Origin of the sequence: Modicisalibacter xianhensis (assembly GCF_900113605.1) — a bacterium.
Classification (GTDB): domain Bacteria; phylum Pseudomonadota; class Gammaproteobacteria; order Pseudomonadales; family Halomonadaceae; genus Modicisalibacter; species Modicisalibacter xianhensis.
Genome location: NZ_FOPY01000007.1, coordinates 73,541 through 86,879, shown reverse-complemented (window position 1 = coordinate 86,879; position 13,339 = coordinate 73,541). Strand labels below are relative to the sequence as shown.

Genomic DNA, 13,339 nt, shown 5'->3' with positions numbered 1-13,339 from the left:
CCGGCATTTTACCCCGATCGCTACCGTTATCGGTAAAGATTGCGCGCCTGGATAATGCTTTCCACTTTTTCGGGTACCAGATAGCGGATACTGCGGCCATCTTGCAAACGCTGGCGCACGCCTGTTGCCGAAATGGCCATGCGACTGGGTAGCGCAAGGCGCAGCAGACCGCCAGCAGGCCGGGAGAAAAGTGCCTCGGGGCTCTGCACTTCGCGCCCGCCCAGCAAGGTCTCGAGCGCACGAGGCAGTGCCGCGGTGTATCCGGGTCGCTCGATTACCACGATGTGGGCAAACTCGAATAACCGCTCGGGCGCATGCCACTCTGCCAGCTTGAGAAAGGCATCGTGCCCCACCGTCATGACCAGGCGCGCCGAGTCGCCTAGCTCGGCACGCAGCTCGGCAAGAGTGTCGACACTGTAGGAAGGTCCTTCCCGCTGCAATTCACGACCATCGGCTACCAGGCCGGGCGTGTCGCCGATGCCCGCCTCCAGCATCGCCAAGCGGTCGGCAGCGCTCACGCCCGGTGCCTCCCGGTGCGGCGGCACGTGGGCCGGCACCATGAGCACCCTATCGAGTGTCAGCGCCTCGCAAAGTTCCACGGCACTGCGCAGATGGCCGAGATGCACGGGGTCGAACGTTCCTCCGAGCATGGCGACCCGGGCATGACGAGGCTCAGCGGCGGACATGACCATCGCCCAGCACGATGTACTTGCGTGTCGTCAGCCCTTCCAGCCCGACTGGCCCCCGCGCATGCAGCTTGTCGGTGGAAATGCCGATTTCCGCTCCCAGCCCGTACTCGAAACCATCCGCGAAGCGCGTCGAGGCATTGACCATCACCGAACTCGAGTCGACCTCGGCCAGGAAACGACGTGACAGCGTATAGGACTCGGTAACGATGGCATCGGTATGGTGCGAGCCGTAGCGCTCGATATGTTCGATGGCCTCGTCGATACCGTCGACGACACGCACCGCAAGGACCGGGGCAAGATATTCCGCCGCCCAATCCGCCTCGCTGGCCACCGTCACGTCCGGCAACAACTGGCAAGTGCGCTCGCAACCACGCAATTCGACTCCATGCTCGGCATACGCCGCCGCCAGTCGGGGCAGCAGTTCGTCGGCAACCGGCGCATCGAGCAGCAGCGTCTCCATGGTGTTGCACGTACCGTAGCGATGCGTCTTGGCGTTGACGGCAATCGCCAGTGCCTTGTCGAGGTCGGCGCTGGCGTCCACGTAGACGTGGCAGACCCCGTCGAGGTGCTTGATGACAGGCACCTTGGCCTCGCGGGAAACACGCTCGATCAGGGATTTGCCGCCACGAGGAATGATGACGTCGACATACTCGGGCATGCTGATCAGATGCCCTACCGCCTCACGGTCCGTGGTGGCCACCACCTGTACCGCGGCCTCGGGCAGGCCGGCCTCGATCAGGCCGCGAGTGATGCACGCAGCAATTGCCGCATTGCTTTCACGCGCTTCCGAGCCGCCCCGCAGGATGCAGGCATTGCCGGACTTGAGACACAGACTGGCGGCCTCCACCGTGACGTTGGGGCGCGATTCGTAGATGATGCCGATGACGCCCAGCGGGACGCGCATCTGACCGACCTGGATTCCGCTCGGCCGTGAACGCAGCCCATCGATCTCGCCGACCGGGTCCGGCAGGCTGGCGACCTGCTCGAGCCCTTCGATCATGGCATCGATGCGACTTTCGTTGAGCTCAAGGCGGTCCAGCAATGCAGCGTCCAGGCCAGAGGCACGACCGCGCTCCAGGTCGCGGGCATTGGCTTCGACCAACGTTGGACGCGCTGCCTCGAGATGACGAGCCATGGCCAGCAGGGCGGCGTTCTTGCACCCGGTATTGGTGCGCCGCATGACAGTACTGGCCTGACGTGCAGCCTGACCGAGCTGCGCCATGTAGGCGCCGATATCGTCGCCGGGGGACAATGCGTGTGACATCCGGGAAGACTCTCCATGCCATCCCGGCCAAAGCCCAGCCGGGAGCGTTATTTCAGTGAAACCCGAAGATACGTATCGTCGGAATGAGGATAGGTATCGTAAAGTGTGCGCTATTCGGAGAAGGGATCAATAGTAAGTCACTATGGAGAGCAAGTTCAAAGAGGGGCTTTACCGGCTGACCCTGTTGCTGACGGCCTCGACCGTGCTGCTGCTGGCCTTGATGCCCCATAGCGCCCCGGCGCGCGTCATTCTGGTCCTGAGTGGCCTCGGCATGGGCAGTGTCGGGCTGGGCTATCGCCGCCTGCCTGCACTACCCGATAGTGCCGCGCCCATCTTTCTCGCCGTGCTGCTGACGACACTGCTCTGGCTGACGCCCGAGCAGCATGCCATGTGGTTATGGGGCTGGGCCGCCGTCATTGCCATGCCGCAGCCCGTGCTGCTGTTGCTATTGCACAGCCTGCTAGCCGCGTCATGCCTTTGGCAGGTCATGCACCTTACCGATACCACGGCGGAAAGCCTGCTCACCGGGCTGCTGCTGGTTGCGCTGCTCCTGCTGGGACTGGCTCGCCAATTGGGTCTTTCCACGCTCTGGAGGGGTGTCTCGAGCCGCACCCGGCTGATGGAGCACCTGCTGCTCTGGTCGGGCGCCCAATTGAAAATCGACCTGAGCCTGGAGACGACACGCTGCGAACGCGAAGGCAGTCACGGCGAGCTGTTGCTGCTGCGCTCGCCGAGCAATTGCCAGCCAGCGCTGGCCGAAGCACTGGTCGCCAGCACCCGCAGTTATGAATCGTGCTATCAGGCCGACGGCCAGACGCTGGCTGCCCTGCTCATCAATCGCAATGCCAAGGAAGCGACCTTACGCCGCAACACCCTGCTCGCCAGCTTGCCCTCTCCTTTCCAGGCGCGCTTCATCACGCTTGCCCCGGCACTGTCACTGGATACGCAAATGGCCGCCCTGGAACGCCAGGAAAAGCCGGTCGTCGTTCTCGAGGAGAACAAGTGATGCCGCGCACCGAAAGCCAGCGCTGGCCCTCGTTCCTGTTCGTGCTGGTCTATGCGATTGGCGCCATCCTACTGGCCGGCTACGCCGTCTGGCACTATCTCATGGGTGCCTACAACGACATCCTCGTCCCGGCCTCGCTGTCGGTCCTGCTTGCAGGGGCGATCTTCCTGCGCTTCGCCAATCGCGACTACCGCCACCTCTCGGCCTACCTGGCATTGATCAGTTGTTACCTGCTGATTGCCATGGAATTGCCTCGCCAGGAACTCGCCATCCTGTGGATGGGCCTGCCTCCGATACTGACGCTGCTGCTATTGCCACTGGGCTCGGCCCTGCTTCTGAACCTAACGTTGACTCCCATCTGGCTGGCCCTGCTGGGCATCGACCTGCCACTCTTCGAGGCAGCCCTGTATTACCTGGCACTGGTCGGCTTCGGCACGTTGCCAGGCTGGATACGACATCGCCGCGCGGCCATGTTGCGCGCCACGGAGCCCAGCGACGCACAATGTGATGCCCTGTCCCGCAAGGTCATCACCGAGCGGCTCACGGCGGAAGTCGACCGCGCCCGGGCCATGCGACGCCCTATGGCAGCCCTGGTCATTCACCTGCCACAACTGGAAATGGCCGACGAGCAATTCGGCCCTGCCCTGCTGCATACGTTGCTGGCCCGGGTATGCCAGACCATCCGCGAGAGTTGCCGGCATCACGATCTGCTCGGCCGGCATCAGCCCACCCTGTTCTGGCTACTGCTGCCCGATACCGGCGAGGCCGGCGCCCTGATCGTCCGTGACCGCGTAATGCGAGCCCTGAATCGTGAAGTATTTGCCGAGACCGGCGCCATCCAGGCCCGGATTCATGCCTGCTACCTTCACCCGGGAGAAACCACCACCCACTTCGAGCAGCGCCTGCTGACCGCCGGTCTGAAGTTGACGGAGCCCTCATCTTGAATCTGGGCAACTGGCTCTATAGCCTGGCGCCCTCGCCGGGCTGGCTGCTCGTGGCAATCCTGGTGATCGCCTTGACCGAGTCCCTGGCCGTGGTCGGTCTGGTAATTCCCGGCGTGGTGCTGATGACCGCCGCCGCCTCGCTGGCCGGTCACTATGACCTGTCGATTCCCCTCATCCTGGGGTTTGCCTTCGTTGGCGCGGTCATCGGCGACGGCATCAGCTTTCTGCTCGGCTACACTCAGCGCGAGCGTATTCCGGTACTCTGGCCATTCAAGCAACATCCGGAGTGGCTGGCCCGAGGCGCGCGCTTCTTTCAGCGCTACGGCATCCTGTCGGTACTCATCGGACGCTTCGTCGGCCCGGTGCGGCCCATCGTGCCGATGATTGCAGGCATGATGCACATGTCGCCGTTCACTTTCGCCTGGTCCAACGTAGGTTCGGCACTACTTTGGGCGCCGGCCTACGTGCTGCCCGGCTACCTGCTGGGCCGGACCTGGCAGCAACTACTGATCCTGCCACCAGGTAGCGACCGCTGGCTGGTCATGCTGGCCGCCATCATCATCGTGCTCGCTCTGGTCTTTTCCCTGCTTCGCCATCAATTGGCCCGCGAAGGCCGGATCTATCGGCGCTTGGCCTATTTCGCCAGCCAGCGTGGCTGGCGACGGCGACTCTGGCACGCCCTGCGCCAGTCCTATCCGGGCGGCGAATTCCCGCTGGCATCGCTGGTCCTGTTGCTGGCCAGCCTGTCGGCCCTGAGCGCCTGGACCCTGCTGGTGATAGATCGTGGCGCACCACTGGCGATCGACCGCCAATTACAGGTCTTCGTCGATTCCTTGGCAGGGCTGCTGTCCCTGCAACTGGCCGCCTGGCTGGCCGAAGCGGGAGACATGCTGGGCAGGACGGCACTTGCGCTTCCCTGGATGGCCTGGCTGCTGCTGCGCGGCCAGGCTGCCGTTCTGCTGCATCTGCTGGGCGGCCTGCTGGCCATTATCCTGGCCAATGCTCTGTTCCGGCAGTTATCGCTGGGAACGCCCCTCGACACGCCGATGATTGCCTACCCTAGCGAACTGCTCTCCGGCACCGTGGTAATCAGCGGGTTGGTAGCCGCCTATGTCTCAGAAACGCTGGCTTCAAGGTATCGTGCCGTCGCTTATTGGACGGCCATACTTCTCTGTCTGGCCATGGGCCTGGCCTGCCTTCTGCTCGACATCGCGTGGCTCAGCGGCCTGGTAGGAGGCGCCTTGCTGGGACTGACGCTCAGCGCCCTGCTGCGTGTCAGTTATCATTATTTTGCTACCCGCCCCCCGCTACGCCCACCCTGGCTAACCCTTGGCCTGGCCTCGTTGATGCTGGTCATGGCGAGGATCGTGTGGCTCCCCCCCGCCTGAGCTGGGTATCAGCCCAGGGCGAGCCACACCCCCACACCGATCATCAGCGTCCCGGCGATACGGTTGAGCAGACGCACGCCGCCCCCCTTGGCCAGCAGGTGGCTTGCGGTGCGTCCCCCACCGGCATACAGCAGCAGGCAGAAGAACTCGAGCGTCAGGATCATGGCGACCAGTATCGCCAGTTGAGAAGCCAGCGGCAGCGAAGCGTCCAGAAACGGCGGTAGCAAGGCGATGAAGAAGGCCCACCCCTTGGGGTTGGCCACCGCCGTGACAAATCCTTGGGTCAACAACTGGGTACGCGATACCGCTGTGCTGTCACTCGGCTCGAGAGGGATCGCCATGCGTCCACGCGAGCGCCACATCATGATCCCCAGATACGCCAGGTAGGCGCCACCCAGCCACTTGAAGGCCATGAACAATTCGGGCTGTCGCAGCATCAGCGTCGCCACGCCGGCCCCGGCGGACACGGCCACCAGACCGACACCGACGAGTTCACCGGCCATCATCCAGAGTGCGCGACGCACGCCGACGGTCATGCCCAGCACCATCGACAGGGTCATGCACATGCCTGGTGTCAGCGAGACAAGAAAAAATGTGGGAATGAAGACGGACAACAGCGACAGGTTGATCACACCGGCTCTCCCCAGCGTGGCATGAGTTGATGATCGATTCCCAACTGATTGAGTATCCGCGCTACGATGAAGTCGATCATCGCCGCAACGCTGTCGGGACGATGATAGAAACCCGGTGCTGCCGGCAGGATGACTGCACCCAATTGGCTCAGCTTGAGCATATGCTCCAGATGTATGGCCGAGAATGGCGTTTCGCGTGGCACCAGGATCAGTTGGCGACGTTCCTTGAGCGCCACATCGGCGGCCCGCTCGATGAGGTTGTTGCTGGCCCCTGTGGCCACGGCCGATAGCGTTCCTGTCGAACATGGGCAGATGACCATCGAGGCCGGTGCACCGGAGCCCGAAGCCACGGGCGCCATCCAGTCCTCGCGACCGAAGCAGTGGATCTGTCCCGGTGCCGCCGCACAACGCTCGGCCAATGCATCGGCGAGCTTCGCCGGTTGCGCCGGCAGCTTCTCGTCGGTCTCGGTGGCAATGACCATGTGCGCCGCCTTCGACACCATCACCCAGACTTCATGGTTAGCGGCAACCAGGCACTCGATCAAACGCAGTCCATACTGCGCTCCCGACGCGCCGGTCAAGGCAACGGTAACCGGCGCGGCAAAGCCTTCCGCGACATCACCCATGCCGGCGCTCCAGCGCAGCCAGCAGCTTGGCGTGAATACCGCCGAAACCGCCGTTGGACATAACGACAATGCGGTCGTTGCGGCGTGCGTGCTCCACTACAGTCTCGACCAGCGCATCGATGTCCTCGACTCGACTGGCAGGGACCGGACTGGCTTCCAGAATGGCATCCAGCGACCAGTCGAGTCCCGGCGGCTGATACCACCACACCGTATCGGCATCCGCTACGCAGCCGGCCAGGCGCTCCTTCAACGTGCCCAGGCGCATGGTATTGGAGCGCGGCTCGATAACCGCCAGGAGCCTGCCCGACGGGGTCGCGGCGCGTAATCCCTTGAGCGTGGTGGCGATCGCCGTGGGATGGTGGGCAAAGTCATCGATCACTTGGATACCGGCCACCTCACCGCGGATTTCCTGGCGCCGCCGCGGCGTCTCGAAACGCGCCAGCGCTGCACAGCCCTTGGCCAGATCGACGCCACAGGCTGCCGCACAGGCCAGCGCCGCGACCGCATTGCGTGCGTTATGATCGCCGGTCAGGGCCCAGTCGACAACGGCATCCTCGTCGCCATGAATGACCCGGAAACGACTCGCATCGTCACGCTCCAGCGCAAAACGCCATTCACTCGTCTCATGGCTGCCGAAACGCACCACCGGTGTCCAGCAGCCCATGTCCAGCACACGATCGAGGGCCGGCTCCTGGTCGGCAACCAGGACACGTCCCTGGCCGGGAATCGTACGCACCAGGTGATGAAATTGCCGCTCGATGGCGCTCAGGTCGGGAAAAATGTCGGCGTGATCGAACTCGAGGTTGTTCAGCACGGCCACATCGGGCCGGTAATGCACGAACTTGGAGCGCTTGTCGAAGAATGCCGTATCGTATTCGTCAGCCTCGACGACGAAGGGTGCCTGGGCATCGCCCAGGCGCGCCGACACCCCGAAATTGCGTGGCACGCCACCAATCAGAAAGCCTGGCGCCAAGCCCGCCGACTCCAGCAGCCAGGCCAGCAGGCTGGCCGTGGTGGTCTTGCCATGCGTACCGGCCACCGCCAGTACTTGCCTGCCGGGCAGGACGTGCTCGGCCAGCCACTGAGGGCCAGAGATATAAGGCAGCTTGGTATCGAGTACCGCCTCGACCTCGGGATTGCCGCGAGACAGCGCGTTGCCGATGACTACCAGGTCGGGGCGAGGCTCGAGATTGGCCGCCCGGTAGCCGTTGCAAAGGGCAATGCCCGCTTCTTCGAGTTGCGTGCTCATTGGAGGATAGACGTTGGCATCGGAGCCGCTGACGCGATGGCCCAACTCCCGGGCCAACAATGCCAGGCTCCCCATGAAGGTGCCACAGATACCAAGAATATGGACGTGCATGAGGCCTCTCGCCGTGAAGTTCCGAGCGTCATCGTGCGTTGCGTCGGGTACTGAAGGCAACGACAATGCCTCGGCCCGAACGGCACGGTGTCAAACGCGTGAGACTAGCATGGCCAGCGTTGCAGCCACCAGCGGGCCGGCGGCACGCTCCTGGCTGCTGCCGTGCAGCAAGTGCCGCTTTCGGCTATGATAAGCCCCCAGATCCCCTTCTTTTCTAAGTAAAAAATACAGGAGCAAAGGAAGCCCTCATGGCAACGTACAATGCCTTCTATGCCCAGTCCGGTGGCGTCACGGCGGTCATCAATGCCAGTGCCTGCGGAGTCATCGAAACCTGCCGTCGCGAATCGGATCGCATCGGCAAGGTGTATGCCGGCCGCAGCGGCATTATCGGTGCCTTGACCGAGGACCTGATCGATGTCTCTCAGGAATCCGACGATGCCATCGCTGCCCTGCGCCATACGCCGGGAGGCGCCTTTGGCTCCTGCCGTTACAAGCTGAAGGACATCGAGACCCACCGTGCCCAGTACGAGCGCCTGATCGAGGTCTTCAAGGCGCACGACATCCGTTATTTCTTCTATAACGGCGGCGGTGACAGTGCCGATACCTGCCTCAAGGTCTCGCAGCTCTCCGAAAAGATGGGCTATCCGCTGACCGCCATCCACGTTCCCAAGACCGTCGACAACGACCTGCCGATCACCGACAACTCACCGGGCTTCGGCAGTGTGGCCAAGTACATCGCCACGTCCACCCGCGAAGCAGCACTCGACATCGCCTCCATGTGCGCCACCTCGACCAAGGTCTTCGTGCTCGAGGTCATGGGCCGCCATGCCGGCTGGATCGCTGCCGCTGGCGCTCTGGCCGGCAACGGCGAAGGCGAGCCACCGCACATGGTCATCTTCCCCGAGATTGCCTTCGATCGTACCGCAGTCATGGCCAGGGTCGAGGAAGCGGTCAAGAAGTATGGCTATTGCGTGATCGTGGTTTCCGAAGGGGCCCGTTACGAGGATGGCACCTTCCTGGCCGATGCCGGCAATACCGATGCCTTCGGTCATCGCCAGCTCGGCGGCGTGGCACCGACCTTGGCCGGCATGGTCAAGCAGGATCTGGGCTACAAGTATCATTGGGCCGTTGCCGACTATCTTCAGCGCGCTGCCCGTCACCTGGCCTCGAAGACCGACGTCGAACAGTCCTATGCGGTCGGCAAGAAGGCCGTGGAACTGGCCCTCGAAGGCAAGAACGCCATGATGCCCGCCATCAAGCGGGTCAGTGATAGCCCCTACGAATGGACCGTCGAGGCGGCACCGTTGGCGGAAGTCGCCAACAAGGAAAAGTTCATGCCACGTGATTTCATCCGCGACGATGGATTCGGCATTACCGAGGCTTGCCGCCGCTACCTGGCACCCCTGATCCAGGGTGAGGATTTCCCGCCATTCGAGAACGGTCTTCCGAAGGTCGCCAAGCTGAAGCTGGCCCGGGTCGAGCGCAAGCTGCCCACTTTCGAACTCTAAAGCAGTCCGGCAGCTTCTCGCATACGCCCCGGCTTCATGGTCGGGGCGTATGCGTTTGTGGAACTATTTTAGTAACCAGGAAAGCAGCAGCAGCAGCAGCAGGATGCCAGCGATACCTTGCCAGAAGATCGCCGGCTCACGCCGCGCATGCCCTTCGTCATCGCGTGCCGCCTTGCGCGGCTCGCGCAAGGCATAGGCGAACTCGGCCAGGCGGCGGAAGCGCAATGCCCGCTGAGGATCCAGGGCGCGCCGCAGGGCATCGTCCAATTCGCTGGACACTTCGGGGTTGCGCGTCCGTGCACTGCGATAGCTCATCCGCTCCAGGTCGGTATGGGTGCGTAGCTGGTTCGGCGCCTGAGCGTAAGGCAGGCTACCCGTCAACAGCCAGTAGATGGTCGAGGCCAGGGCATACTGGTCGCTGCGCCGGCCCACATCGGTATCCAGGGCATACTCTGGGGCGCTATGCTCGCTTAGTCCCACTTGGCGCGCCAGCTCCCTGGCCTTCTTGTGGCCATCCACCTCACGCAGGTGGCAGGCACTGAAATCGGTGAGCACCACCTGGCCATGGGCATCGATGAGCACATTGCCGGGATGGATCTGCTGGTGCAGGACATCCCGCCGATGCAGCGCCTGGACGGCCTTGGCCAGTTGGCGTGCGATATCCAGGCGCTGGGCAAGACTCGCCTGCGGATGTCGGTGCCCCCAATCCGCCAGCGTCGTCCCATTGATGTATTCCATCAGATAGTAGAGATGCTGGCGTGGTCTCGAGAGTTCGACGACCCTCGCCACGAACGGTGAATTGACCCGCTCGACGACCCACTGCTGCAACAGGAAATGTTCCAGATAGGCGTTGCGGCTGGACAACTCGGGGCTGGGTGCCTTGAGCACCATCTCCCGCTCGCTGCGCAGGTCACGCATGCGATAGACACGCGCCTGGGCCGTCTTCGACAGCACTGCCTGAACCTCCAGACCATCGAGCCGATCGCCGGCGCTGAGTTCGGGGGGCACAGGAAGGTTGCCGTAATGCCTTAGAGGACGATCGGGCTCCTCCTCGGGAAGGCGGTCGATACGCACCAGTTGAAAGCAGAACTGATCCCCGCCATAGCCACGCTCGGCGGCACGCGTCTGGGCCGCCTCGGCAAGGCGCTCGCAGGCGGCGTCAAGGTCGCTGACGTCGGAGCGGATCAATTGTACGTAGTCCGACGGCATCAACGTGCCGCGCACGGCACGCGTGGTGAACAGGAACAGATCACCCTGCTTTAGCGGGGTGCGCACGTAATCGATATCGAGATTGCCATCGAGTCCCAGCGCGCGCGACGGATAGCGGTAGCCCCCCAGGTCGGTGACATGATCGCGGGTCAGTTGTTCGAACTCGGCGCCTCGCAGTCGAAATACCAGTGTGTCGCCCATATGGAAAAGATGCGCTTCCCGGTCGCGCAACACCATGGCTGACATGGAGCTGACGTAACTTCCCCCCTCGATGTAACCGCTCTGGCTGTAGCTCCAGCTGTTGAGGGCCCGCAGGACACGGGTAGCGGAGGTCTTGACATCCCAGTGCTCTGGGGTGGAATAGTAATCGGCGAGAAAGCCGCGCACGCTCAAGTCACCCGCCTGCTTGGCGATGGCATTGCGCCAGGTCGAGTCGCTGATCAGGGCGCAGACCCCCTTGCTACGCAGGGTGTTGCCTTCAGGCACCTGGACCGACATCGAACTGCGATGGCGACGTCGCTCCGGGGCCACGAAGGCCTGACCGTAGCTCAAGGACAAGGCTTGCTCCGCCAAGATGATACCCCCTCGGATTACGCATTAGCCAAACATGATACCTTCGACGCCAGCGGCAGCCTATCGCCTATTGGCTAACATCCTTTGCGTGCCTACGATTGGTAATCGTCCAGGGCAGTTCGTATAATTCGGCGAATTTTCCGCTTTCATGGCCAACCGCAAGGACTCGACAATGAGCTTCAACCAGATCCCCGCAGGCAAGGACCTTCCCCACGATGTTTACGTGGCGATCGAGATTCCTGCCAATCATGCGCCGATCAAGTATGAGATCGACAAGGACATGGATGCCCTGCTAGTGGATCGTTTCATGGCCACTCCGATGTTCTATCCGGCCAACTACGGTTTCATCCCCAACACCCTGGCCGACGACGGCGATCCCCTCGACGCCCTGGTGGTCACACCGTACCCGGTCCAGCCCGGCAGCGTGATCCGTGCGCGCCCGGTCGGCATTCTCAACATGACCGATGAAGCCGGCGAAGACGCCAAGCTGGTCTGCGTACCCCACAAGAAGCTGACCGCGCTGTACGACGAGGTCGAGGAAGTCACCGACCTGCCGGAACTGCTGCGCCAGCAGATCGCTCATTTCTTCGAGAACTACAAGGATCTCGAGAAAGGCAAGTGGGTTAAGGTCGAGTCCTGGGATGGCGCCGATGCAGCACGCAAGGCCATCGAGAAGGCCGCGGCAGCCTATCAGGACCACTAAGCTCGAACTCAGCGATTACGCTTCAAGAGAGAAGGGCCGCCCCCAGGGCGGCCCTTCTCGTTCATGCCTATCCACGCGCGTCGCTCACTGCGACGCTTCCTGTGAGTCAGAGGCAGGCACCTGCAGGGCATCTCCGACAGGCTGGCCCGCCGCGTCCGCATTGCCACTTGCTGCTTCAGGGGCTGCATTGCCCTGAGCCTGTGGACTCGCCTCGTTCTGCTCGGCAGCATTGCGTGGCTCTTGCCCCTCGCCACTGCTGTCAGCAGGATTGCCAGCTGATGTCTCGCCATTTTCCGCCGCTGCCTGGGTGTCCTGCTGCGACGTAGCCGGGGACGGCTGAGACTGGGTGGATTGCGGAGTACTGACTTCGGCACCTTCGATACTATCGGCCAGGCGCCGGGCCTGATCGCTGAGCCCCATGGTGTAGTTGGCCAGGGTCAACGAATGGTTGGCGAAGATACCGAACCCGGAACCATTCAGTACCATCGGGCTCCACAGCGGACGCAGCGCCATCTCGAGTTCGGCAATCATGCGCTCGAGCCCAGCCATTGCGCCTGCCTGCTCGAAGAGCGCCGCATAATCCCGGCGCACGCCCCGCAAGTAATGCATCATCGCCCAGGCTTCGCCACGCGCTTCGTAGAACACATTGTCGACCCGGTACCAGGGCGTAGCCTCGGGCAACTCCGCTTCGTCGACCCCCAACTCACGCAGCGCCTCGGGATCGTCAATGCTCGCCGACAGGCGACGCGTCAGCGCCTCGAACCGCTCGGCTTCACTGCGCAACCACTTAGCCAAGGCATCACCACGTGTCGTCAAGGCATTCCCGGCACTCAGGCTTGCGGTAAAGTCATGCAGCAACTCGACGGCCAGGGCATAACTCTTCTCAGCAGACGGATAGAGCCAGTCCTCGCTGTCGGTATCGAGCGCCTCCTCGGCATCGGCCAAGGGGGCAGCATCGCCGGTACTCATGGCGGCCAGTGCCGGCACCGTCAGCCGCGCCTGGCGCAGCACTCCCAGTTCCCAACTGGGCATGTTATCGAGCCACACACCGGGTGGTGCCACATCATTGCGCAGCAGGCCACCCGGCTTGTCGAGCAGGGTATCCACCGAAGCGGTCACGGCCGATGACATCGCCACCCCTCGCGGCAGAGTGGCCTGCGCCCCATTGCCCTGCCATTCGACAACCGCCTGGTCGATGTCGAAGCTGTCCGGTCGCAGACTCCACCAGATCCCCAGTCCGATGCAGACGACAAGATAAACCACCAGCAAGGCCAGCAAGGGCTTCCATATCCAGCCATACTCCGGGCGTTCCAGCACTTCGGTTCGACGTTTGCGGTTGCGAAACATTGCCATATGCGCGACGTCCTTGGGCGTGACGGTTGATGATTGGTTCCTTCAAAAGGGTATCCTATCATGCACGTTTCGGTGCGCCCGTAC

At 62.9% G+C, this 13,339-nt stretch carries 12 protein-coding genes; 5 read left to right on the top strand and 7 right to left on the bottom strand.

Annotated elements, in window-relative coordinates; translation table 11 throughout:
• Positions 1–26: 26 nt before the first annotated feature.
• Both nadD and BM194_RS09740 read right to left on the bottom strand, forming a co-directional pair.
• Positions 27–692, bottom strand: coding sequence for a nicotinate-nucleotide adenylyltransferase (gene nadD / locus BM194_RS09745; RefSeq protein ID WP_092846186.1), 666 nt, complete (start codon positions 690–692; stop codon positions 27–29).
• Complete coding sequence (locus BM194_RS09740; protein ID WP_092846184.1) at positions 673–1,953, bottom strand: glutamate-5-semialdehyde dehydrogenase; 1,281 nt, start codon at positions 1,951–1,953, stop codon at positions 673–675. The genes nadD and BM194_RS09740 overlap by 20 nt, the downstream gene beginning before the upstream one ends.
• Before the next feature lie 142 nt (positions 1,954–2,095).
• Between BM194_RS09740 and BM194_RS09735 the strand changes: the two genes are divergently transcribed.
• The 3 genes from BM194_RS09735 to BM194_RS09725 are packed head-to-tail and all read left to right on the top strand — an operon-like array spanning position 2,096 to position 5,291.
• Positions 2,096–2,959, top strand: coding sequence for a hypothetical protein (locus BM194_RS09735; RefSeq protein WP_092846182.1), 864 nt, complete (start codon positions 2,096–2,098; stop codon positions 2,957–2,959).
• Complete coding sequence (locus BM194_RS09730) at positions 2,959–3,903, top strand: diguanylate cyclase domain-containing protein (protein WP_092846180.1); 945 nt, start codon at positions 2,959–2,961, stop codon at positions 3,901–3,903. The genes BM194_RS09735 and BM194_RS09730 overlap by 1 nt, the downstream gene beginning before the upstream one ends.
• Positions 3,900–5,291, top strand: a complete 1,392-nt coding sequence (locus tag BM194_RS09725) for a DedA family protein (RefSeq protein WP_092846178.1) — start codon at positions 3,900–3,902, stop codon at positions 5,289–5,291. Before BM194_RS09730 ends, BM194_RS09725 begins: the two co-directional genes overlap by 4 nt.
• Before the next feature lie 8 nt (positions 5,292–5,299).
• On the opposite strand, the gene BM194_RS09720 is transcribed toward BM194_RS09725, so the two are convergent.
• From BM194_RS09720 to mpl, 3 genes are read right to left on the bottom strand one after another with little or no spacing between them, the layout of a single operon-like run.
• The gene (locus BM194_RS09720) at positions 5,300–5,923 is read right to left on the bottom strand and encodes a LysE family translocator (RefSeq protein ID WP_177223383.1); all 624 of its coding nucleotides are present in this window, start codon (positions 5,921–5,923) and stop codon (positions 5,300–5,302) included.
• On the bottom strand, positions 5,920–6,549 hold the full coding sequence (locus tag BM194_RS09715) for a flavin prenyltransferase UbiX (protein ID WP_092846176.1): 630 nt from the start codon (positions 6,547–6,549) through the stop codon (positions 5,920–5,922). The genes BM194_RS09720 and BM194_RS09715 overlap by 4 nt, the downstream gene beginning before the upstream one ends.
• Positions 6,542–7,909: a UDP-N-acetylmuramate:L-alanyl-gamma-D-glutamyl-meso-diaminopimelate ligase gene (mpl, locus tag BM194_RS09710; protein ID WP_092846174.1), complete on the bottom strand. Its 1,368-nt coding sequence runs from the start codon at positions 7,907–7,909 to the stop codon at positions 6,542–6,544. The genes BM194_RS09715 and mpl overlap by 8 nt, the downstream gene beginning before the upstream one ends.
• Before the next feature lie 248 nt (positions 7,910–8,157).
• Between mpl and BM194_RS09705 the strand changes: the two genes are divergently transcribed.
• Positions 8,158–9,417 carry a 6-phosphofructokinase gene (locus BM194_RS09705; protein WP_092846172.1) on the top strand — a complete coding sequence of 420 codons (1,260 nt, stop codon included), beginning with the start codon at positions 8,158–8,160 and terminating at the stop codon, positions 9,415–9,417.
• 63 nt (positions 9,418–9,480) lie between these two features.
• Here the strand turns inward: BM194_RS09705 and BM194_RS09700 are convergent, their stop codons facing one another.
• Positions 9,481–11,124, bottom strand: coding sequence for a protein kinase domain-containing protein (locus tag BM194_RS09700; RefSeq protein ID WP_422730653.1), 1,644 nt, complete (start codon positions 11,122–11,124; stop codon positions 9,481–9,483).
• Between the two features lie 247 nt (positions 11,125–11,371).
• Here BM194_RS09700 and ppa point away from each other — a divergent pair, with 247 nt between their 5' ends.
• The gene (ppa, locus tag BM194_RS09695) at positions 11,372–11,902 is read left to right on the top strand and encodes an inorganic diphosphatase (RefSeq protein ID WP_092846168.1); all 531 of its coding nucleotides are present in this window, start codon (positions 11,372–11,374) and stop codon (positions 11,900–11,902) included.
• 84 nt (positions 11,903–11,986) lie between these two features.
• Here the strand turns inward: ppa and BM194_RS09690 are convergent, their stop codons facing one another.
• Positions 11,987–13,255, bottom strand: a complete 1,269-nt coding sequence (locus tag BM194_RS09690; RefSeq protein ID WP_092846166.1) for a DUF2333 family protein — start codon at positions 13,253–13,255, stop codon at positions 11,987–11,989.
• Positions 13,256–13,339: the final 84 nt, after the last annotated feature.